The sequence below is a fragment of the Alsobacter sp. KACC 23698 genome (assembly GCF_045348435.1).
Taxonomy (GTDB): Bacteria; Pseudomonadota; Alphaproteobacteria; order Rhizobiales; family Beijerinckiaceae; genus Alsobacter.
Window position 1 is genome coordinate 369,573 of record NZ_CP157484.1, and the last position, 18,044, is coordinate 387,616.

The window sequence follows — 18,044 nt, forward strand, 5'->3', positions numbered from 1 at the left end:
GCCCCCGATGGGAGATTCACCATGACCAGCGCATCCGCCCCGCAGGCGTCCCTGTCCTTCACGCACCGTTTCACGCCCGGCTCGGACCCGACCCGGCCGCCGCTCCTGCTGCTGCATGGAACGGGTGGCGACGAGAACGACCTGATCCCGCTCGGGCGGGCCGTCTCCCCCGGATCGGCGCTGCTCTCGCCCCGCGGCAAGGTGCTGGAAGGAGGCATGCCGCGCTTCTTCCGGCGCTTCGCCGAGGGCGTGTTCGACGAGGCCGACGTCCGGGCCCGCGCGGCGGAGCTCGCCGCCTTCGTGGCGGAGGCGCGCGAAGCCTACGGGCTCGCCGTCCCGATCGCGGTGGGGTTCTCCAACGGGGCCAACATCGCGGCCGCCCTGATGCTGCTTCACCCTGACGTCCTCGCCGGGGCGGCGTTGCTGCGCGCCATGACGGTGCTGTCGGATCCGCCCGCGCCCGACCTGCGGGGCAGGCGCGCGCTGCTCCTGTCGGGCGCGTCGGACCCGATCGTTCCGGCCGCCTCTGCGGCGGGCCTCGGCGCGGCGCTCCAGCGAGCCGGCGCCGCGGTCGACCATCGCACCCTCAGGGCCGGCCACGGCCTCACCCAGGATGACGTCGCCGCGGTGGCCGGCTGGCTCCAGGACGCCTGAACGCAAGCCCTGTCGCGAAAACCCCGCGTCTCGCATAAGCTCGCCGCAGGCCACTATCGCTTGCGGCGAGAGGTGGTTTATATATGAACCAACCCGGCGGCGAAGTCCGGGCGTGAGGCTGCGCGGGGAGGAGCGGATGTCGGCGTCCCACACTGGTTTGACGAGCGCTGCAGTCACCGAGGCGCCGGCGCCGGACTTTCCCTGGCAGGCGCATTATCCGCCCAACGTCCCGGCCACGATCGACGTCGACAAGGCCGGCTCGCTCGCCGACATGTTCCGCGACAGCGTCGCCCGGCACGCCGGCCGGCCCGCGCTGGAAAGCTTCGGCAAGCGGCTGACCTACGCCGAACTCGGCGCGGCCGCGACCGCCGTGGCCTCCTGGCTGCAGGCGCGGGGGCTGCGCAAGGGTGACCGGGTCGCCCTCATGATGCCGAACGTGGCGGCCTATCCGGCCTCGATCTACGGCGTCCTGCTCGCCGGCGGCGTGGTCGTCAACGTCAATCCCCTCTACACGGCCCGCGAACTCAGCCACCAGTTGAACGACTCCGGCGCCCGGATGCTGGTGGTGCTGGAGAACTTCGCCCACACGGTCGAGCAGGCGCTGCCCTCCGTGACGCTCGACGCCGTCGTGGTGGCGCGCCCCGGCGATCTGCTGGGCCTCAAGGGCAAGATCGTCGACCTCGTCTCCCGCTACGTGAAGAAATCCGTGGCGCCGTTCAGTCTGCCCGGCATGGTCGCGTTCTCGACGCTGGTCGAGGAGGGCGGACGACGTCCCTTCCAGACCGTCCCGATCGAGCCAGGCGACGTCGCCTTCCTGCAATATACGGGCGGGACGACGGGCGTCGCCAAGGGCGCGACGCTGCTGCACCGCAACGTGTCCGCCAATGTGATGCAGTGCGAGGCGTGGATGCGCCCGTTCATGTCGGGCGCCGACCAGGTGATGCTCACGGCGCTGCCGCTCTACCACGTGTTCGCACTCACGGCCTGCTGCATGTTCATGACGCGCATCGGCGGGTGCCAGCTGCTGATCACCAACCCGCGCGACATCGCCGGCCTGGTGAAGACGCTGAGGACGCGGCCCTTCACCTGCATGGTGCTGGTCAACACGCTCTACAACGCCCTGATCAACGCGCCGGGCATCGACAAGGTCGACTTCTCGCGCGTCGCCTTTTCGGCCTCGGGCGGCATGGCCACCCAGCAGGCGGTCGCGGCGGCCTGGAAGGCGCTCACCGGCAAGGCGATCGTGGAAGGCTACGGCCTGTCCGAGACCTCGCCGGTGGCCTGCGCCAATCCGCTGAATCTGGAGGAGTTCTCCGGCACCATCGGCTACCCGCTGCCGTCGACCGAGATCTCCATCCGCGGCCCCGACAACGAGGTCCTGCCGGCCGGGACGCCGGGCGAGCTCTGCATCAAGGGCCCGCAGGTGATGGCCGGCTACTGGAACCGCCCGGACGAGACCGCGCGCGTCACCACGCCGGACGGCTTCTTCCGGTCCGGCGACATCGCCGTCCTGCAGCCCGACGGCCAGGTCAGGATCGTGGACCGCATCAAGGACATGGTCCTGGTGTCGGGCTTCAACGTCTATCCGAACGAGGTCGAGGACGTCCTCGTCTCGCATCCGGGCGTCCTGGAGGCGGCCGTAGTCGGCATGCCGGACGCGCATTCCGGCGAGGCCGTGGTGGCCTATGTGGTCCGCAAGGACCGCAGCCTCAGCGCGGAGGCGCTCAAGGCCTACTGCAAGGAAAACCTCACCGGCTACAAGGTCCCCCGGCGGATCGAGTTCGCCAGCCAGCTGCCGAAGACGAATGTCGGCAAGGTCCTGCGCCGCGCCTTGCGCGACGAGCCGCCCCCGCCTGAGTCCGACGCCGCCTAGGGGCGGGTCGGCGAGCCCAGCACGACCCGCGGCCGAAAGGCCTCGGCCCCGGCCGGCGCGGAGCTCTTGGCGAAGACGGAGGATCGCGCCGGCGTCACCACGATCGCGTTGGCGTTGGCCACGTCCGCCCCCGACCGGCTCGCCACCTGGATCGCGCCGGCCGCGCGCGCCAGCTCCTGGTGGAAGGTGAAGCCCAGCATCCGGTCGGCCTGCGCCAGGGTGGTGCGCGGCACGGCGCCCGGGGCGGCGATGTCGCGCAGCTGCGACGTCTTCAGCGGCGTCCCGGGCCGCGCCGTGCTGGCGACCACGCTCGCCCCGGTCTCGTGCACGATCAGGTCGCCGGCCCGCAGGGTCGGATCGAGCAGCAGCCTCGCCGCCCATTCCGCATAGGAGGAGGGCTTGCGGCAACCGCAGGCCGGGATGCTGGCCTTGCGATAGGCGAACGCCCTGGCGGTCTCCGAATAGCTCTGCCCGCTGCCGCTGACGGCGGCGTCGATCCCGCCGCCGCGGCTGCGGAACACCTCCACCTGCGCGCCCGGGCACGCCATGGAGCAAAGCTCCGTCTCGGCGGCCCGCCCCCCGCCCGCCGGCAGGGGAAAGTAGTAGCCGTCGCATTCGCGCACGCAGTAGGCCTGCCCGCCCGTCCCGATGGTCACCACGCGCGCCGCGCCATGGCGGGTCGGCGCGTCCACGCGGGACAGGCCGCCCGATCCGCCGAGCGGGCGGGAGCCGCGCGGGGTCGGCGAAAACAGGATCGGCGGCGGCGGCGCGACGCGGTCATAGGTCGGCGGACGGGGAGGGGACCTGTCGCCGAACAAAAGGTCGAACAGCCCGGCCGCCTGTGCGGGCGAGCCTGCCGCCGCGACGGCGAGCAGCGCCGCGCAGGCGGTTCTCCGGATGGCGCCGATGAGCGTGAGGGACTGTGTCACGGGAGCTCCTGTCCTTCCCGCATGCCACAGCCCGAACCGCATCTCAGCCTTTACTCCTCCTTAACCCTAACGGCCCCGACACCCTGTTTGCGCGCGAAAGTTGCAATGACAGCAACGGCACGCGAGTGCAGTCCGGCGTCGCCGCTTAGGTGTCCCCGGACGGCACGAAACGGAGGCCGAAAGGTCTCGAAACCGAACAGGCGCAACACGGACGGCAGAGAACGAAACACCTGCGGATCTTCACCAAGCTTTCGGATGAAATCCCCGTTTCGGTCCCCGCCTTCGACAGATCACGTGAGAAAGGGCGACACATGAGCGAGGCGATCCGGAACACCATCGTGGAGATCATCGCGGAGACCGGCCGGCTGCCGGTCGCGGTCGAGACGCTGGCCGACGATGCGGACCTTTATCAGGCGGGGCTGACGTCTTTCGCGTCGGTGCAGCTGATGCTGGCCATCGAGGACCGGTTCGGGGTCGAGTTCCCCGATCGCTACCTGAACCGCCGCTCCTTCGCGAGCATCGACGCCATCGGCCAGGTGGTCGGCGAGCTGCTCGCCCAGAGGGAGGCGGCCTGATGTCGTACGAGAACGCGTCGGCCCTGCGCATCGCAGCCGCCGAAGACCATCTCCATCCCGCGCAGGCCGAGGCCGACCGCCAGCTCGCCGTCCTGCGCCGCGCGCGCCGGGTCGCCGACGTCGCGGCCCGCCACGCCGACGCGGTCGACGCCGAGGCCCGCTTCCCGGCCGAGGCCGTCGACGCCATGAAGGCCGAGGGCCTGCTCGGCCTGATGATCCCGGCCGAATTCGGCGGCGGCGGCGCCACCCTGGCGGACGTGGCCTCCGTCTGCGGCCAGATCGCCCTCGGCTGCTCGGCCGCCGCGATGGTCTACGCCATGCACCAGATCAAGGTCTCCAGCCTGATCTCGCACGGCATGGACAGCCCTTGGCACCGCTCCTTCATGCGCCGCGTCGCGACCGAGCAGCTGCTGATCGCCTCGGCCACCACCGAGGCCGGGATCGGCGGAGACCTGCGCAACTCCATCTGCGCCATCGAGCAGGACGGCGGGTTGTTCCGCCTCGCCAAGGACGCCAGCGTCATCTCCTATGCGCTGCAGGCCGACGCCATCATGGCCACCGCCCGCCGCAACCCGGACGCGCCGTCCTCCGACCAGGTCATGGCGGTCCTGACCGCAGACCAGTACACGCTGCGCAAGACGGGCGGCTGGAACACGCTCGGGATGCGCGGCACCTGCTCGGACGGGTTCAGGCTCGAGGCGAACGCCGCCATCGAGCAGGTCATCCCCAAGCCCTTCGCGGAGATCGCCGCCCAGTCCATGCTGGTGCACTCGCACCTGCTTTGGGGCAGCGTCTGGCAGGGCGTGGCCGCCGCGGCGCTGTCGCGGGCGCAGTCCTACGTCCGCTCCGAGGCGCGGCGCAGGCCGGACATGACGCCCCCCTGCGCCGTGCACCTGGCCGAAGCGGCCGGCAAGCTGCAGGCCATGCAGGCGACCATCGGCTCCGCCCTGCGGCGTTACGAGGCCGCCCGCCACGAGGCCGACGAGCTCTCCTCGATGGGGTTCGCGGTGGCGATCAACAACGTCAAGCTCGTGTGTTCGCGCACCGCCGTGGAGGTCTGCCAGACCGCCCTGCAGGTGTGCGGAATCCACGGCTACAAGAACGACACGCCGTTCAGCGTGGGCCGCTTCCTCAGGGACGCGCTTTCCGCGCCGCTGATGATCAGCAACGACCGGATCCTGGGCTCCACCGCCACGATGCTGCTGGTGTCCCGTCTCGAAACCAATTTCGCGGGGTAATCCAATGGACGCTCAAGTCACGCTGCTCGACCAGCTCTTCGACGCCGGCCTGCTCATCGACACCGGCGTGGACGGCCTCTACGGCCGCAGCGGCCTGTTCGAGGACGTCATCGCGCGCTTCGACGCGCTGATTACGTCCTTCGGGGGCCAGGACGGGGCCGAGGTGGTCCGCTTCCCGCCCGGCATGAACCGCGCCCATTTCGAGCGCAGCGGCTACCTGAAGAGCTTCCCGCAGCTCGCCGGCACCGTGCACTGCTTCTGCGGCGACGACGGCGCACACTCCAACCTGCTCCAGTGCCTGGAGACGGGAGCCGACTGGTCCGCCGACCAGCAGATCTCCGACGTCGTGCTGACGCCGGCCGCCTGCTATCCGCTCTACCCGATGGCGGCCAAGCGCGGCGCGCTGCCGGCGCAGGGCCGGCTCTTCGACCTCATGTCCTACTGCTTCCGGCATGAGCCCTCGCGCGATCCCGCCCGCATGCAGATGTTCCGGATGCGCGAATATGTCCGCATGGGCACGCAGGACGAGGTCATCGCCTTCCGCAAGACTTGGCTCGAGCGAGGCCGCGAGCTGATCGGGCGCCTCGATCTGCCCTTCGAGGTGGACGTGGCCAACGATCCGTTCTTCGGCCGCGCCGGCCGCATGATGGCCAACAGCCAGCGCGACCAGGGCCTCAAATTCGAGCTGCTCGTCCCGGTCAACAGCGCCGTCAATCCCACCGCCTGCCTCAGCTTCAACTACCACCAGGACCATTTCGGCTCGGTATGGGGCCTGAAGACGGCGTCCGGGGAGGTCGCCCACACCGCCTGCGTGGGCTTCGGCATGGAGCGCGTCGCGCTGGCGCTGTTCCGCCATCACGGCGTCGACGTCGAGACCTGGCCGGCGTCCGTCCGCGCCGCGCTCTGGGGATGAGGTCCGTCATGGCGGCGAATGCGAACCTGCTCCTGAATGCGGCGGCGGCCGCGGTCGGCCCGGCGATCCCGGTCGCCGACGGCGGCCGCCATCCGCTGCACGCTCCCGAGCGCAACTGGCCGGAGACCAACTGTTCGGTCGATCTCTGGATCGAGCTCCTCGGGGCGCTGGGCCGCGACCCCGCCGCCGCCATGGCCTTCACGGTGACGCAGGATTTCGAAGGCGACCAGTTCACCTTCTTCAAGATCCCCGTGGAGGACCTCGAGGCCCTTCACGGCGTCGTCCTGCAGGAGCTGTCCATCTTCGACCGGCTGGAGGGCCACGTCGCCGAGCAGCTCGGCCGGGGCAGGGTGGTGCTGATCGAGGTGGACGGCTTCTATCTTCCCGACACGTTCGGGGTCTCGTACCGGACGGAGCACACCAAGACCACGATCGGGGTCAATCTCCTCGACGAAGAGAGCCGGACGATCGGCTACTTCCACAACGCCGGCTATTTCCGCCTGGAGGGCGAGGACTTCGACGGCGTCCTCGGCCGCCTGCCGGGCCAGCGCGGCGACGCGACGCTGTTCCCCTATGTGGAGTTCGTGAAGCCGGACCGGCCGGCGCTGGAGGGCGCGCGCCTGCGCGCGGCGGCGGTGGACCTGCTGCGGCGGCATCTGGCCCGCGCGCCCGCGTCCAACCCGGTGCTGGCCTGGAAGCGCCGTTTCCGCGCCCAGCTGGAGTGCGTGGCCGCGCGCGATCCGGCCTTCTTCCACAAATACGCCTTCAACACCGCCCGCCAGCTCGGGGCCAATTTCGAGCTGCTGGCCAGCCATCTGGACTGGCTCGCGGACCAGGGCGAGGCCGGCCTCGACGCCCCGCGCGACGCCGCCATGCGCATCGCAGTCGGCGCCAAGACGCTGCAGTTCAACATGGCCCGCGCCGTCGCGCGCCGCCGCTTCGAGGGCGTCGAGGCGCCGCTCGACGATCTCGCGGCCGCCTGGGACGCCTGCGTCCCGGTCCTCGCCCGGCGCTTCGGGGCCTGACCCATGGCCCGGATCCACGCGGCGGCAGGCATGGCGCCCCGGCCCCTGGACGGCTGGGAGCTCGCCGTCACGGAGCCGGGCGAGGCCGCCTCGCCCGCGCATCTCGGCCGCGACCTCGACTGGATCCCCGCCGCCGCGCCCGGGACGGCGGCCGCCGCCCTTCAGGCCTCCGGACGTTGGAGCTTCGAGGCTCCCGTCAGGCTGCACGACAAGGACGTCTGGTTCCGCGCCCGGCTGAACGGCTCCGGCCCCGACACCCTGCGCTTCGAGGGCCTCGCCACACTGGCGGAGGTCTGGCTGGACGATGTCAGGATCCTGCAGTCGGACAACATGTACCTCGCCCACGAGGTGAATGTGGACCTCGCCGGGGAGCACGTCCTCGCGGTCGTCTGCCGCGCCATCGCAGGGCGCGTCGCCCAGACCCGCCCGCGCCCGCGCTGGCGCTCGGCCATGATCGCCGGCGACGGATTGCGCAGCCTGCGTACGACGCTGCTCGGCCACATGCCGGGCTGGTGCCCGCCCGTCGACGTCGTCGGCCCGTGGCGGCCCGTCACCCGCCTCCGGCGCGCGGATGGAGTCAGGGTGCTGCACGCCGATCTTCGCGCCGTCCCCGAGGGCCGCGGCGGCCGCATCGTGGTCACGCTCGACTGCGACATGGACGCGGCCGACGCGCCGCCCGCCGTCCTGATCGGGGCCGGAGCCGAGGCGCCGCTGCGCTGGACCGCCCCGGGCCGCCTGGAAGGCGAGGTGCGTCTGGCCGAGGTCGAGCGCTGGGCCCCCAACGGCTACGGCGCGCAGCCGCTCTACGACGTCCGCGTCCGCATCGGCGAGAGCCTGATCGGCCTCGGCCGGGTCGGCTTCCGCACCATTGAGCTGGACGCCGGGCCGGACGGCCGGGGCTTCGCGCTTCGCGTCAACGGCCAGCCCGTCTTCTGCCGCGGCGCCTCGTGGACGCCCCCCGACATCGTCGGCCTCCAGGGCGGGGCGGATCTCTACCGGCCCCTGCTCGAACAGGCCCGAGACGCGGGCGTGACGATGCTGCGCGTCAGCGGCGTCACGCTCTACGAGGCCGACGCCTTCTACGAGCTCTGTGACGAATTCGGCATCCTGGTCTGGCAGGACTTCATGTTCGCCAACCTGGACTATCCGACGGGCGACCCGGCTTTCGCGGCGAGCGTCGCCGAGGAGGCGCGCCAGTTCCTCTCCCGCACGCAGGCCTCGCCCTGCCTCGCCGTGCTCTGCGGCGGCAGCGAGATCGCCCAGCAGGCCGCCATGCTGGGCTACCCGGCGGAGGCCTGGTCGGGCCCGCTCACGCACGAGATCCTGCCCGCCGCCGCGGCGGCGCTCCGGCCGGACGCCCTCTACGTGGCCAATTCGCCGTGGGGCGGCGATCTGCCCTTCTGCGCCGACGCCGGCGTGACCCACTATTACGGCGTCGGCGCCTATCGGCGTCCGCTGGAGGACGCCAGGCGCGCCGGCGTGCGCTTCGCCTCCGAGTGCCTCGCCTTCGCCAACCTGCCGGACGCCGCCACCCTGGAGCGGCTGCTGCCCGTGCCCGCCGTCCACCACCCGCGCTGGAAGGAGCGCACTCCGCGCGACGTCGGCGCGAGCTGGGATTTCGAGGACGTCCGGGACCACTATCTCGGCCTGCTCTACGGCGTCGAGCCGGCCCGGCTGCGGAGCGAGGATCCGGAGCGCTACGCCGACCTGTCGCGCGCGGTCGTCGCCGAGGTCATGGAGGCGACCTTCGCCGAATGGCGCCGCCCCGGCTCGCCCACGGGCGGCGGCCTCGTCTGGTTCTGGCGCGACCTGTGGCCCGGCGCCGGCTGGGGCGTCATCGATTCCACGGGCGAACCGAAATCCGCCTACTGGGCCCTCAGGCGCGCCTTCCGGCCGACGCGAGTGTCCCTCACCGACGAGGGCGTCAACGGCCTCGCCCTCCACCTCGTCAACGACGCCCCCCGGGCGCTCGACGTCGTCGTGTCCTTCGCCTGCCTGCGCGACGGCGCCGTCCCGGTCGCGCGCGGCGAGGCGCGCCTCACGCTGGACCCCGGCTCGGCCCGGACGCTCTCCTCGGCGGCCTTGCTGGGGAGTTTCTTCGACGTCGGCTACGCCTACCGGTTCGGCCCGCCCTCGCACGACGTCTGCGTCGCCGCCCTGGCCGACGCCGCCTCGGGCGCGGTCATCGCCGAGGCCTTTCATTTTCCGCTGGGCCGCGGTTCGGCGCGCCTGCCGGTCTCCATCGCGGCCCGCGCCGAGCAGGACGGGGAGGGGTGGTCGCTCGTCCTCTCCGCCGACCGGCTGGCCCAGTCCGTCCACATCGTCGACCAGGGCTACCGCCCGGAGGACGACTGGTTTCACCTGGCGCCCGGACGCGAGAAGCGCGTGCGGCTGCGGCCGCGCTCGGCCGGGCAGGGGCCTCCCTCGGGCCGGGTCCTGGCCGTGAACGCGTCCTCCTCCTTCTCCTACCGGACATGCTGATGCAGCCCTTGACCTTCGGCCCCTGCGCCGGCTGGCTCCACCCCGCTTGCGGAACGCGCGGCGTGGTCCTGTGCGCCGCGCACGGCTTCGAGGAGTTCGGGGCGCGCCGCGGCTGGCGCATGCTGGCCGACAGGCTGGCTGCGGCGGGCCTGCCGACCTTGCGCTTCGACTATCCCGGCGCGGCGGATTCGCTCGGCGGCGAGCAGGACCCCGAGCGCCTCGCGGCCTGGCGCGCCTCGATCGAGGGCGCCATCCAGGCCCTGCGCGACCGGACCGGCGTGCGCGAGGTCTATCTCGTGGGGCTGCGGCTGGGCGCGCTCCTGGCGGCCGACGTCGCCGCCCGGTCCGGCGGCGTGTCCGGGATCGCGCTTCTCGCGCCGCCCTTGTCCGGCCGGGCCTATGGCCGCGAGCTGGCGGCCCTCTCCGCCCTGATGGCGCCGCCCGGGACCAGCGCTGCGGTCCCCGACGAGCCGCTGGACGGGATCGAGACGGCCGGGTTCGTCCTGGCCCGCACCACCCTCGAGGAGCTGAAAGGGCTCGACTGGCGCAAGCTGCCGGCCGCTCCCGCTCCGCGCGTGGCCGTCATGACCGACGACCAGCCCGCCGCCTTCGCGACCGCGCTCCGCTCCCTCGGGGTCGAGCCCGACCTGCTGCCCTTCCCGGGCCGCGCCGACCTGGTGCGCGACCCCACGACCTCCGTCGTCCCCGAGGCCGCCTGGGACGCGCTCGCCGCGTGGCTGGCCAAGGGCGCCGCGCCGGCCGTCGAGGGCGCCGCCGTCGCGCCGCTTGCGCCGCCGGCCCTGCTCGCAGGTCCTGGCTGGACCGAAGAGCTGGCGACCTTCGGCCCCTCGTCGGGGTTGGTGGGCGTGCTGAACCATCCCGCCGGCGCCCCTGCCGGCGGACCGGTCCTGCTGGTCCTCAACGCCGGCGGCAACTCGCATGTCGGCTGGGCGCGCCAGACGGTGGACCTCTGCCGCCGGCTCGCGGCGCGCGGCGCGGCGTCGCTGCGCATGGACATGCTCGGCTTCGGCGACGCCGCCGAGCCCTCCGACGACCGGCCGCGCCGCGTCTACGCCGACCAATCCCACGCCGACGTCGCCGCCGCGATCGACTGGCTGAAGGCCCGGGGCTATGGATCCGTCACGGTCGCCGGGCAGTGCAGCGCCGCCTACCGGGCCTTCCACAGCGCCATGGCCGATCCCCGCATCGACGCCGTCGTCATGCTCAATAACCAGATCTTCGCCTGGCGGGACGGCATGTCGCTGGACGCCGCCATGCGCGACAGCTTCCGGGCCACGAGCTTTTATCTCAGCCGCGCGGGCGACGGCGCCACCTGGCGCCGGCTGTTCGGCGGCGACATCAAGGCCGCCGGGATCGCGGCCGAACTCGCCCGGCGGGGCGTCCGCAGCCTCGCAAACCGGATGGCCCAGGCCGCCAAGCGGGGCGAGAGCCTGGAGCAGGCCCGCAACCCCGTGCGACGCGCCTTCGGAGCTCTCTCGGCCCGCGGCGCACGCGTCCTGCTCGTCTATAGCGAGGACGATGGCGGGCGCGACGAACTCGCCCGCCATATGGGCCCGAACGGCCGCGACGCCGCCCGTCTCCCGGGCCTGAGCCTGCGCATCATCGCCGGGGCGGACCACAACCTCACGACGCGGCGGGCCCGTGACGCCTTCGCGCGCTGCGTCGAGGAGTTCCTGCTCGGGTCCGAGGACGCGCTCGCCCGCCGCTCCGCCGCGCGCTGACGGTCCGGCCCCCGCGCGGAGGCGCCCCATGCCGCCCAAAGCGGTGGCGCCGACGGCCGATCTTGCCTATATGGACGCAAGTCCGGCGCATTCGCCCGGGCGCAGCGAGGCTCTGGGCATGTCGAACCCGGCCGACTGGTCACCCGAGGACGTCCCGCCGCGCATGTCGCGGCTGAGCCTCGGCCTGTGGGCGGGGGCGGGACTGGCGCTGGCGGCCGCCGGCGGGCTGCTCTGGGTCGCGCGGGGCGACGCGGTGTTCACCGACGCCGTCTCATCGGCGCTCGCCTGGTGCTTCTGAGAGCGGCCAGGCTCCCGGCCGGCTGCCGAGATCAACCCGAAGATGAGATCGTGATGTCCGAACCCGCCGAACAGCGCTCCGCCAACCGCCTGGTGCTGCCCCTCGTGGCGTTCCTGTTCGGCGTCATCGGGCTCGGCGTCGCGGCCTATGTGGTCCTCGCGCCGGGGCAGCCGAAAATCACGGCCGCCGCCGTGGGCGGACCTTTCCGCCTCGTCGACCAGGACGGCAAGCCGGTGACCGAGGCGGCCCTGAAGGGCAAGCCCTCGCTGATCTTCTTCGGCTTCACCCACTGCCCGGACGTGTGCCCGACCACCCTGCAGGACGTGACGCAGGTCTATGACGCCCTGGGTTCGAAGGCCGACCAGCTGAACAGCTACTTCATCAGCGTCGACCCCGAGCGCGACACCCCCGAACTGCTGAAGACCTACCTCTCCAGCTTCGACAAGCGCATCGTCGGCCTGACCGGCGACCGCGCCGCCGTCGACGCCGCCACGAAGGCCTACCGGGTCTATTCCCGCAAGGTTCCGCTGGAGAAGGGCGACTACACCATGGACCACACGGCCCTGGTCTATCTCATGGACAAATCGGGCCAGTTCGTCGGCGCCTTCAACCTCCAGCGCCCGCCGGCCGACTCCGCCAAGGACATCGCCCGGTATTTCTGAAGAGCTGATGGCGACGACGCTCTACGACCTCAGCGTACCGACCTTCCTGCAGACCGTGCGGGCCGTCGCAGGCTTTCTCGACCGTGCGGCGCGCCATTGCGCTGAAACCGGCTCCGATCCGGACGATTTCGTGCACGCCCGGCTGTTTGAGGACATGGCGCCCTTCCATTTCCAGGTCGAAGCCGCGTGGCACCATGCCGTGTGGGGGCTGGAGGCCGCGAAGACCGGCGTGTTCGCCCCGCCCGCCCTAGTGGGGCCGGTCCCCTTCGTCGACCTGCGGGCCATGATGGACAAGGCGCAGACGGCGCTGGAGGCGTTCACCGCGGACGAGGTCAACAGCTGGGCCGGCAAGGAGCTGGACCTTCAGATCGGTCCGCGAAAGCTCCGGTTCACGCCGGAGACCCTCATCCTCTCATTTTCGCTGCCGAACTTCCATTTTCACGCCGTGACCGCCTACGACATCCTGCGCATGCGCGGCGTGCCGCTCGGAAAGCGCGATTACGAGGGTGAGCTGCGCACCAGGCCGATGGTGGTCGCCTAGTAAAACCCCACCGGGAAATAGCGCAGGTAGATTTCCGCGTAGGTCCCGCGTTCGGCGACGCGCTGCAGGGCCCAGTCGATGCCGCGGCGCAGGACGGTCTCGTTGCGGCGGGTGGCGATCGAGACGCCCTCGCCGAACCAGCGGCTCTCCGTGTAGGGCCCGCCCACGAAGCCGCAGCATTCGCCCTCCTCGCCATTGAGCCAGACCGCCATGGTCAGGCCGTCGGCGAAGAGCAGGTCCGCCTCGCCGCGTTGAAGGGCGGCGCGGGCCCGGGCGAGATCGTCGAAGGGCTTGGCGACGGCCTTGGGGAAGAAGGTCTGCAGGTAGTTCTCGTGCGCCGAGCGGGCCACCACGGCGACGGTCTTGCCGTCGAGCGCGGCCGGGGAGGGATCGATCGCGGCGCCGGCCCGGGCCACGAAGCGGGCGGGCGTGCGCAGATAGGGCGCGGTGAAGCCGAACTGCGCCCGCAGCTCCGGAGTCGGCCTGAGCGAGGCGATCACGGCGTCGCCGCGCCCTTCCTTGAGGGCGTCCAGCAGGGTGTCCCAGCGTCGCGCCTGGACCGTGCAGGCGACGTTCAGCGCCTCGCAGACGGCCCGGGCGAGGTCGACGTTGAAGCCGGTCAGCCGCGCGTCGTCTGTCAGGAAGTGCATCGGCGGGTAATCGTCCTCCGTCAGGAAGCGGATCACCCGGATCGCCGACAGGTCGGGCTTGTCCGGCTTCTGCGCCGGATCCCAGAACTGGGGAATGAAGAGCTGTTCCTGCGCCCAGGCCGTGCCGGACGTCGCGGCGGAGATCCACAGAAGGCACGCGCAGGCGAACAGAGTTGGGACGGCCCGCCGGACAAACGCGCTCGCCGCCGCCCGAGCCGACCTCAAACTTTGCAGTGTATGTGGTTGTAAAATGAGGGTGTTCTCAGTTTTCATCTCAACAACGCGTCAGAACTGATCTAGTCTCTTACGATTATCGCCTATTGATTGACGAACGGAAATCGTAATGAACGCGCCAGGGTCCTTTTCGGGCCCGGGAACGGACGCGGTCAGCCGCGTCCTGCCTCGAGCCATGTCGTTCCTCGCCGAAGCCGGCGTTTCGCCGGGCGAATTGCTGTCCGCCGTCGACGCGGCGGCGCGCACCGGGCGCGACGTGGCCGACATCGTGGTCGAGCGGGGCCTCCTCGCCGAGGAGAACGTCTACCGGGCCCTGGCCAGGCATCTCGGCGCGCCCTTCATCTCCGGGCCGCTTCGGCTGGCGCGGACGCTGCGCGCGCCGCCGCCGGACGCTTCGGCCGTGCCGCTCGCGCCGGGATCGGGCCCGCGCTTCGCGCTCGCGCCGCGCGGCGCGGCCCTCGACGCCCTGGCGTCCTCCGTCCGGCCGGGATCGGGCTGGGCCCTCGCGGGCGCGGGCGTGTCGACGCCCTCACAGGTCGCGGCCGCGATCCGGCGCTCCATGGATGCGGCGCTCGCCCGCGAGGCCGCGAACCGGCTGCCGGACGCCTGGCCGGCGATGTCCGTCCGCGACGGGTTCACCCGCGCGGAGGGCCTGTGCGGGCTCGCCGCCGTCGGGGCCGCGTCCATCGCCGTCGCCGGAGAGCCCTTGCTGGCGGGCGCGCTGCTGTTCGGCGCCTTCAACCTGCTCTTCGCCTTCGTGGTGGCCCTCAGGCTGGCCGCCTGCCTGGAGAGCCGGGCGGAAGCCGACCCGCCGCTCCTGCCGGACGCCCAACTGCCCGTCTACACGATCCTGGCGCCGCTGCTCCGGGAGGGGGGCGTGCTGCCGCAGCTCGTCCGGGCGCTGGACGCGCTCGATTATCCCAAGCGCAAGCTGGACATCAAGCTGCTGGTGGAAGCCGACGACGAGGAGACCCTCGCGGCCGCGCGGGACCTGAGCCTGCCGGACCATGTCGACGTGGTGGTGTGCCCTCCCGGGCGCCCCCGCACGAAGCCGCGCGCCCTCAATATCGGCCTGAAGAGCGCGCGCGGCGACCTGCTCGTCGTCTATGACGCCGAGGACGTGCCGAATCCGGGCCAACTCAGGCTGGCCGCGTCGGCGTTCGCCCGGTCCGGCCCGCGGCTCGCCTGCCTGCAGGCGCGGCTCTCCATCCACAATGGCGACGCCGGCTGGCTGCCGCGCCTTTTCGCCTTCGAATACGCCGCGCTCTTTCACGTCGTCCTGCCCGGCTATTCGCGCATGGGCGCGCCGATCCCGCTCGGCGGCACGTCCAACCACTTCCGCGTCTCGGTCCTGAGAAAAGTCCTGGGCTGGGACGCCTGGAACGTCGCCGAGGACGCCGATCTCGGGCTGCGGCTGGCGCGGCTGGGCTATGGGGTGCGCACGCTGAATTCATCGACGCGCGAGGAGGCGGTCCTGACCGTGAGGGCCTGGATGAGCCAGCGCTCCCGCTGGCTGAAGGGCTGGATGCAGGCCACGCTGGTGCATGGACGCGCAGTCTGGGGCCGGGGCCGGTTCCCCGCCTTCGACCGCGTCGTCGTCCTGGCGCATACGCTGGGGGTGGTGCTCGCCGCGCTCGGCCAGCCGTTCTTCATGGCGGTGACCCTGGCGCGAATCCTGGACGGAAGCCTGTGGGCGCCGTCTTCGCCGGTGGATGCGATCCTGGCCTCGCTGTCAGGCGTGGTGCTGGCCGGCGGCGCGCTCGCGCTCGTCTGGCCGATGCTGACCGGCGCTCGCCGCGAGGGCCTGCGCATGGGCGTGGCGGACCTTTTGGTTCTCCCGCTTTACTACGCCCTGTGGTCCGCCGCGGCCTGGCGCGCCGCCTGGGAGTTGATCTGGGCGCCGCAGCGCTGGAACAAGACGACCCATGGGCTCGCCGCCCCGAAGCCCGCGCCGAAGCCTGCCTCGAGCCCGCGCAACGCGGCCCCGGCGATCGCTTCGGTCCGGCCCGCGTCAGTTCGGCCTGCGCTCGGTCCTCGGGCCACGCCGCAGGTCGTCCTTCGCCGTCAACTGCTCCTTCGCGATCAGTGACCGCGCCGCGCTTTCCAGAAGCCGCGCCGCCTCGTGTTCCGCCATGGTGTCCAGTTCTTCCATGGCGAAGTAAATGCATCCAACGATGTATTTCAGGTTCAATCGTCTGTCAGGCGTCAAAACGGCCTCCTTTGTCGAACATTGAAACGATAGTCGGCGACAACCATGGCGTCGACGCCCGGTTGCAGTCGTAGGGTTATGTTAACTTTACGGAGGCGGTTGAAATTTCATCAATTTTTCATCCAGTTTTCACAAGGATTGCGAAAGGCCCGACGAGCCGCCCGCATGCGCCGGTCCCGCCCGCATGCGCATTGACCCTGCGGGCGCGTGTTTCTATGGTCCGCCGCGCTCAACGGGGCTGAATCCGGCGGCATCGGCCGTCGCGACGCCGGCCGTAGCGACCGCCGAAAGCCCAGACCATGTCCGCCTCGCTCTCCGCCGACCAGCCGCTCACCCTCCTGGACGCCGCGCGCGGCGCGCCCGCATGGCCGTTCGAGGAGGCGCGCAAGCTCGTCGAGCGCCTCAAGCGCACCGGCAAGACGGAGGCGCTGTTCGAGACCGGCTACGGCCCGTCGGGCCTGCCGCATATCGGCACCTTCGGCGAGGTGGCGCGCACCACCATGGTCCGCCACGCCTTCCGCATCCTCACCGAGGACCGGATCCCGACCCGGCTCGTCGCCTTCTCGGACGACATGGACGGCCTGCGCAAGGTTCCGGACAACGTCCCGAACCGGGAGATGCTGGCCGCTCATCTCGGCAAGCCGCTGACCCAGGTGCCGGACCCGTTCGGCATTCACCCGAGCTTCGGCGAGCACAACAACGCCCGCCTGCGCGCCTTCCTGGACGCCTTCGGCTTCGACTACGAGTTCATGTCGGCGACCGAGTGCTACAAGTCCGGCCGCTTCGACGCGACGCTGCGCCTGATGCTGGAGCGCTTCGACGAGGTGATGGCCATCATGCTGCCCTCTCTGCGGCAGGAGCGCGCCCAGAGCTACTCGCCCTTTCTGCCGCTGCACCCCCGGACCGGGCTGGTGATGCAGGTCCCGATAGAAGAGGTGAACCGCGACGCCGCCACCGTGGTCTGGCGCGATCCCGACAGCGGCGAGCGCTTCGAGACCTCCGTGCTGGGCGGCGCCTGCAAGCTGCAGTGGAAGCCGGACTGGGCCATGCGCTGGGTCGCGCTCGGCGTCGACTACGAGATGGCCGGCAAGGACCTCATCGACAGCGTCAAGCTGTCGGGCGAGATCGCCCGCGCGCTGGGGGCCGAGCCGCCGGAGGGCTTCAACTACGAGCTCTTCCTGGACGAAAAGGGCCAGAAGATCTCCAAGTCCAAGGGCAACGGCCTGACCATCGACGACTGGCTCGCCTACGCCAGCCCGGAGAGCCTGTCGCTGTTCATGTTCCAGAAGCCCCGCGAGGCGAAGCGGCTGTTCTTCGACGTGATCCCGCGCGCCGTGGACGACTATATCGGCTTCCTGGAACGCTATCAGAAGCAGGGCCTGCGCGAGCAGGTCGCCAATCCGGTCTGGCACATCCATGGCGGCGCCCCGCCGCCGCCCGAGGCAATCCACAGCGCCGACGCGAACGCGGCCGCCACGACTGTGACCTTCGGCATGCTGCTCAACCTGGTGGCCGTCGCCAATTCGGAGGACCCGGCGGTGCTGTGGGGCTTCCTGCGCCGCTATGCGCCGGGCGCCTCGCCCCAGGCGAACCCGCGCCTGGACAAGCTGGTGCGCTACGCGGTCGCCTATTTCCGCGATTTCGTGCGCCCGGCCAAGGTCTACCGCGAGCCCACCGAGGCCGAGCGCGCGGCCCTGGAGGACCTCTCGACGGCCCTGGCCGAGTTCGAGGGCTCGACCGACGGGGACGCGATCCAGTTCGCCGTCTACGAGGTCGGCCGCCGGCACTTCCCCGACACGAGCGGCAAGTCGAAGAGCCCGGACGGGCGCCCCGGCGTGTCCCAGCAGTGGTTCTCGACGCTCTACCAGGTCCTGCTCGGCGCGGAGCGCGGGCCGCGCTTCGGGTCCTTCGCCGCCCTTTATGGCGTCGCGGAGACGCGCGCCCTCATCGCCAAGGGCCTGTCGGGCGACCTCATCCGCGAGCACGACGCCTTCCTGGCCTCGCGCAAGGCGGTCTGACC

Annotated in this window: 15 protein-coding genes; 13 read left to right on the forward strand and 2 right to left on the reverse strand. The window is 71.3% G+C overall.

All coding sequences use genetic code 11. The features are described from left to right. The first annotated feature begins 21 nt into the window (after window positions 1–21). Together ABEG18_RS01650 and ABEG18_RS01655 are read left to right on the forward strand one after the other, a co-directional pair. On the forward strand, window positions 22–654 hold the full coding sequence (locus tag ABEG18_RS01650; protein ID WP_406856364.1) for an alpha/beta hydrolase: 633 nt from the start codon (window positions 22–24) through the stop codon (window positions 652–654). 136 nt (window positions 655–790) lie between these two features. Further along, window positions 791–2,527, forward strand: coding sequence for an AMP-binding protein (locus tag ABEG18_RS01655; RefSeq protein WP_406856365.1), 1,737 nt, complete (start codon window positions 791–793; stop codon window positions 2,525–2,527). On the opposite strand, the gene ABEG18_RS01660 is transcribed toward ABEG18_RS01655, so the two are convergent. After that, the gene (locus tag ABEG18_RS01660) at window positions 2,524–3,456 is read right to left on the reverse strand and encodes a DUF2865 domain-containing protein (protein WP_406856366.1); all 933 of its coding nucleotides are present in this window, start codon (window positions 3,454–3,456) and stop codon (window positions 2,524–2,526) included. The two genes, ABEG18_RS01655 and ABEG18_RS01660, sit on opposite strands and share 4 nt — an antisense overlap. Before the next feature lie 323 nt (window positions 3,457–3,779). Between ABEG18_RS01660 and ABEG18_RS01665 the strand changes: the two genes are divergently transcribed. From ABEG18_RS01665 to ABEG18_RS01705, 9 genes are read left to right on the forward strand one after another with little or no spacing between them, the layout of a single operon-like run. After that, entirely contained in the window at window positions 3,780–4,031 is a 252-nt protein-coding gene (locus ABEG18_RS01665; RefSeq protein ID WP_406858506.1) for an acyl carrier protein, read from the forward strand. Continuing rightward, window positions 4,031–5,269 (forward strand): acyl-CoA dehydrogenase family protein, encoded by a 1,239-nt coding sequence (locus ABEG18_RS01670; RefSeq protein WP_406856367.1) that lies wholly within the window; start codon window positions 4,031–4,033, stop codon window positions 5,267–5,269. The genes ABEG18_RS01665 and ABEG18_RS01670 overlap by 1 nt, the downstream gene beginning before the upstream one ends. A 4-nt stretch (window positions 5,270–5,273) precedes the next feature. Beyond that, the gene (locus tag ABEG18_RS01675; RefSeq protein WP_406856368.1) at window positions 5,274–6,182 is read left to right on the forward strand and encodes an amino acid--[acyl-carrier-protein] ligase; all 909 of its coding nucleotides are present in this window, start codon (window positions 5,274–5,276) and stop codon (window positions 6,180–6,182) included. An 8-nt stretch (window positions 6,183–6,190) separates the two neighbouring features. Further along, window positions 6,191–7,207: a DUF1839 family protein gene (locus tag ABEG18_RS01680; RefSeq protein WP_406856369.1), complete on the forward strand. Its 1,017-nt coding sequence runs from the start codon at window positions 6,191–6,193 to the stop codon at window positions 7,205–7,207. 30 nt (window positions 7,208–7,237) lie between these two features. Continuing rightward, a complete protein-coding gene (locus ABEG18_RS01685; protein ID WP_406856370.1) occupies window positions 7,238–9,688 on the forward strand; it encodes a glycosyl hydrolase 2 galactose-binding domain-containing protein in 2,451 nt (816 codons plus the stop codon). Further along, window positions 9,688–11,430: an alpha/beta fold hydrolase gene (locus ABEG18_RS01690; protein WP_406856371.1), complete on the forward strand. Its 1,743-nt coding sequence runs from the start codon at window positions 9,688–9,690 to the stop codon at window positions 11,428–11,430. The genes ABEG18_RS01685 and ABEG18_RS01690 overlap by 1 nt, the downstream gene beginning before the upstream one ends. 28 nt (window positions 11,431–11,458) lie before the next feature. Beyond that, window positions 11,459–11,728: a hypothetical protein gene (locus ABEG18_RS01695; protein ID WP_406856372.1), complete on the forward strand. Its 270-nt coding sequence runs from the start codon at window positions 11,459–11,461 to the stop codon at window positions 11,726–11,728. Window positions 11,729–11,781: 53 nt separating this feature from the next. After that, window positions 11,782–12,390, forward strand: a complete 609-nt coding sequence (locus tag ABEG18_RS01700; protein WP_406856373.1) for an SCO family protein — start codon at window positions 11,782–11,784, stop codon at window positions 12,388–12,390. 7 nt (window positions 12,391–12,397) lie between these two features. Beyond that, entirely contained in the window at window positions 12,398–12,931 is a 534-nt protein-coding gene (locus ABEG18_RS01705; RefSeq protein WP_406856374.1) for a DUF1993 family protein, read from the forward strand. Here the strand turns inward: ABEG18_RS01705 and ABEG18_RS01710 are convergent. After that, window positions 12,928–13,806, reverse strand: a complete 879-nt coding sequence (locus tag ABEG18_RS01710) for a transporter substrate-binding domain-containing protein (protein ID WP_406856375.1) — start codon at window positions 13,804–13,806, stop codon at window positions 12,928–12,930. The two genes, ABEG18_RS01705 and ABEG18_RS01710, sit on opposite strands and share 4 nt — an antisense overlap. Window positions 13,807–13,990: 184 nt before the next feature. Here ABEG18_RS01710 and ABEG18_RS01715 point away from each other — a divergent pair, with 184 nt between their 5' ends. Both ABEG18_RS01715 and ABEG18_RS01720 read left to right on the forward strand, forming a co-directional pair. After that, window positions 13,991–15,904, forward strand: coding sequence for a glycosyltransferase family 2 protein (locus tag ABEG18_RS01715; protein WP_406856376.1), 1,914 nt, complete (start codon window positions 13,991–13,993; stop codon window positions 15,902–15,904). Between the two features lie 419 nt (window positions 15,905–16,323). Next, entirely contained in the window at window positions 16,324–18,042 is a 1,719-nt protein-coding gene (locus ABEG18_RS01720) for a lysine--tRNA ligase (protein WP_406856377.1), read from the forward strand. Window positions 18,043–18,044: the final 2 nt, after the last annotated feature.

What these genes read in the sequence shown, in the direction of transcription:
- ABEG18_RS01650 (WP_406856364.1), top strand. Translation starts at nt 22, where the DNA reads ATGACCAGCGCATCCGCCCCGCAGGCGTCCCTGTCCTTCACGCACCGT.
- ABEG18_RS01655 (WP_406856365.1), top strand. Translation starts at nt 791, where the DNA reads ATGTCGGCGTCCCACACTGGTTTGACGAGCGCTGCAGTCACCGAGGCG.
- ABEG18_RS01670 (WP_406856367.1), top strand. Translation starts at nt 4,031, where the DNA reads ATGTCGTACGAGAACGCGTCGGCCCTGCGCATCGCAGCCGCCGAAGAC.
- ABEG18_RS01675 (WP_406856368.1), top strand. Translation starts at nt 5,274, where the DNA reads ATGGACGCTCAAGTCACGCTGCTCGACCAGCTCTTCGACGCCGGCCTG.
- ABEG18_RS01680 (WP_406856369.1), top strand. Translation starts at nt 6,191, where the DNA reads ATGGCGGCGAATGCGAACCTGCTCCTGAATGCGGCGGCGGCCGCGGTC.
- ABEG18_RS01685 (WP_406856370.1), top strand. Translation starts at nt 7,238, where the DNA reads ATGGCGCCCCGGCCCCTGGACGGCTGGGAGCTCGCCGTCACGGAGCCG.
- ABEG18_RS01690 (WP_406856371.1), top strand. Translation starts at nt 9,688, where the DNA reads ATGCAGCCCTTGACCTTCGGCCCCTGCGCCGGCTGGCTCCACCCCGCT.
- ABEG18_RS01695 (WP_406856372.1), top strand. Translation starts at nt 11,459, where the DNA reads ATGCCGCCCAAAGCGGTGGCGCCGACGGCCGATCTTGCCTATATGGAC.
- ABEG18_RS01700 (WP_406856373.1), top strand. Translation starts at nt 11,782, where the DNA reads ATGTCCGAACCCGCCGAACAGCGCTCCGCCAACCGCCTGGTGCTGCCC.
- ABEG18_RS01705 (WP_406856374.1), top strand. Translation starts at nt 12,398, where the DNA reads ATGGCGACGACGCTCTACGACCTCAGCGTACCGACCTTCCTGCAGACC.
- ABEG18_RS01715 (WP_406856376.1), top strand. Translation starts at nt 13,991, where the DNA reads ATGTCGTTCCTCGCCGAAGCCGGCGTTTCGCCGGGCGAATTGCTGTCC.
- ABEG18_RS01720 (WP_406856377.1), top strand. Translation starts at nt 16,324, where the DNA reads ATGTCCGCCTCGCTCTCCGCCGACCAGCCGCTCACCCTCCTGGACGCC.